The sequence below is a fragment of the Actinocorallia lasiicapitis genome (assembly GCF_054778695.1).
The window spans coordinates 1-3242 of record NZ_BAAGZI010000406.1; the positions used below are offsets into that span (position 1 = coordinate 1).

1 rRNA gene is annotated in these 3242 nt (G+C 56.1%); it reads right to left on the reverse strand.

The features are described from left to right. Window positions 1-11: 11 nt before the first annotated feature. Window positions 12-3118, reverse strand: a 23S ribosomal RNA gene (locus ACYVE7_RS28830). Window positions 3119-3242 lie beyond the last annotated feature (124 nt).

Consider the following 3242-nt stretch of genomic DNA (forward strand, 5'->3'; position numbering starts at 1 on the left):
ATGGTTGTGTGTTGGTTAAGTCGCTCGGCCTATTAGTACCGGTCGACTCCACACCTTGCGGTGCTTCCATCTCCGGCCTATCAACCCGGTAGTCTGCCGGGGGCCTTACCCCCCTCACGGGGGAGGGAGTCCTCATCTGGAGGCAGGTTTCCCGCTTAGATGCTTTCAGCGGTTATCCCTTCCGAACGTAGCCAACCAGCCGTGCCCTTGGCAGGACAACTGGCACACCAGAGGTTCGTCCGTCCCGGTCCTCTCGTACTAGGGACAGATCCTCGCAAGACTCCTACGCGCGCAGCGGATAGGGACCGAACTGTCTCGCGACGTTCTAAACCCAGCTCGCGTGCCGCTTTAATGGGCGAACAGCCCAACCCTTGGGACCTACTCCAGCCCCAGGATGCGACGAGCCGACATCGAGGTGCCAAACCATCCCGTCGATATGGACTCTTGGGGAAGATCAGCCTGTTATCCCCGGGGTACCTTTTAGCCGTTGAGCGACACCACTTCCACACGTAGGTGCCGGATCACTAGGCCCAGCTTTCGCTCCTGCTCGACCCGTCGGTCTCACAGTCAAGCTCCCTTGTGCCCTTGCACTCGCCACCTGATTGCCAACCAGGCTGAGGGAACCTTTGGGCGCCTCCGTTACATTTTGGGAGGCAACCGCCCCAGTTAAACTACCCACCAGGCACTGTCCCCCACCCCGATAAGGGGCGCGGGTTAGACGTTCGAAACAACCAGAGTGGTATTTCACCAATGACTCCACCCACACTAGCGTGTGAGCTTCACCGTCTCCCACCTATCCTACACAAGCCATTCCAAACGCCAATGCCAAGCTATAGTGAAGGTCCCGGGGTCTTTCCGTCCTGCTGCGCGTAACGAGCATCTTTACTCGTAGTGCAATTTCGCCGGGCCTGTGGTTGAGACAGTGGGGAAGTCGTTACGCCATTCGTGCAGGTCGGAACTTACCCGACAAGGAATTTCGCTACCTTAGGATGGTTATAGTTACCACCGCCGTTTACCGGCGCTTAGATTCTCAGCTTCGCTGATTACTCAGCTAACCGGTCCTCTTAACGTTCCGGCACCGGGCAGGCGTCAGTCCGTATACAGCGTCTTACGACTTCGCACGGACCTGTGTTTTTAGTAAACAGTCGCTTCCCCCTGGTATCTGCGGCCACCCACAGCTCACACCGCAAGGGTGATCACCATGCATGGCCCCCCTTCTCCCAAAGTTACGGGGGCAATTTGCCGAGTTCCTTAACCACAGTTCACCCGATCGCCTTGGTATTCTCTACCTGACCACCTGAGTCGGTTTGGGGTACGGGCCGCCAGTACACTCGCTAGAGGCTTTTCTCGGCAGCATAGGATCACTCACTTCGCCTAAAACGGCTCGGCATCAACTCTCAGGATACATGTGAGACGGATTTGCCTATCCCACTCCCTACAGTCTTACCCCGGGACTACCATCGCCCGGGCTGAGCTACCTTCCTGCGTCACCCCATCGCTCACCTACTACCAGATCAGGTCCCAGCTCTAGGCTGAACACTTCCCCGAAGGGTCATGAACAGATTCAAGGTGGTTAGTATCTCTGGGTTCAGCGTTGGCGCGTACCAGCGGGTACGGGAATATCAACCCGTTGTCCATCGATTACGCCTGTCGGCCTCACCTTAGGTCCCGACTTACCCTGGGCGGATTAGCCTGCCCCAGGAACCCTTGGTCATCCGGCGGAGCAGTTTCTCACTGCTCATTCGCTACTCATGCCTGCATTCTCACTCGAACAGCCTCCACAGCTGGATCACTCCGCTGCTTCACCGGCTGCACGACGCTCCCCTACCCATCAGCACAGAGTGCTAATGCCATGACTTCGGCGGTGTGCTTGAGCCCCGCTACATTGTCGGCGCGGAATCACTTGACCAGTGAGCTATTACGCACTCTTTCAAGGATGGCTGCTTCTAAGCCAACCTCCTGGTTGTCACGGCAACTCCACATCCTTTCCCACTTAGCACACGCTTAGGGGCCTTAGTCGATGATCTGGGCTGTTTCCCTCTCGACTACGAACCTTATCGCCCGCAGTCTCACTGCCACACTCTCACTCACCGGCATTCGGAGTTTGGCTGACGTCAGTAACCTTGTAGGGCCCATCGGCCATCCAGTAGCTCTACCTCCGGCGAGAAACATGTGACGCTGCACCTAAATGCATTTCGGGGAGAACCAGCTATCACGGAGTTTGATTGGCCTTTCACCCCTAACCACAGGTCATCCCCCAGGTTTTCAACCCTGGTGGGTTCGGTCCTCCACGCCGTCTTACCGGCGCTTCAACCTGCCCATGGCTAGATCACTCCGCTTCGGGTCTACAACATGCAACTCAGACGCCCTGTTCAGACTCGCTTTCGCTACGGCTCCCCCACACGGGTTAACCTCGCTACACATCGTAACTCGCAGGCTCATTCTTCAAAAGGCACGCCATCACGGACAGCAGAACAAGTCTGCTGGAGACGCTCTGACGGCTTGTAGGCACACGGTTTCAGGTACTATTTCACGACCCCTCACCGGGGCACTTTTCATCTTTCCCTCACGGTACTTGTCCGCTATCGGTCATCAGGGAGTATTCAGCCTTACCACGTGGTCGTGGCAGATTCACACGGAATTTCACGGGCTCCGTGCTACTCGGGAACACACCCAGAAGATCTCGCAGTTTCGCCTACCGGACTCTCACCGTCTACGGTCGCACTTCCCATTGCGTTCGACTACCACGAGATTTTGTAACTCCTTGCAAGAACGGCAGTCCCTGCGGGATGGTCCCACAACCCCGACCGTGCAACGCCTGCCGGCTATCACACACGATCGGTTTAGGCTCTTCCGCTTTCGCTCACCACTACTCACGGAATCACAATTGTTTTCTCTTCCTGCGGGTACTGAGATGTTTCACTTCCCCGCGTTCCCACCAACCAGCCTATGAATTCAACTGGCGGCAACACCCAATGACGAGTGCTAGGTTTCCCCATTCGGAAATCCCCGGATCAAAGTCTGGTTGCCGACTCCCCGAGGCATATCGCAGGCTCCCACGTCCTTCATCGGCTCCTGATGCCAAGACATCCACCGTATGCCCTTAAAAACTTAGACCACACACAAATAGGTCCATACCAAGATCACGGTGAACCAAGAAACATAGTTTCCAGGTTTACTTAATTGCTTAAGATGCTCGCGTCCACTGTGCAGTTCTCAAAAAACAGACGGCAAACCAGACT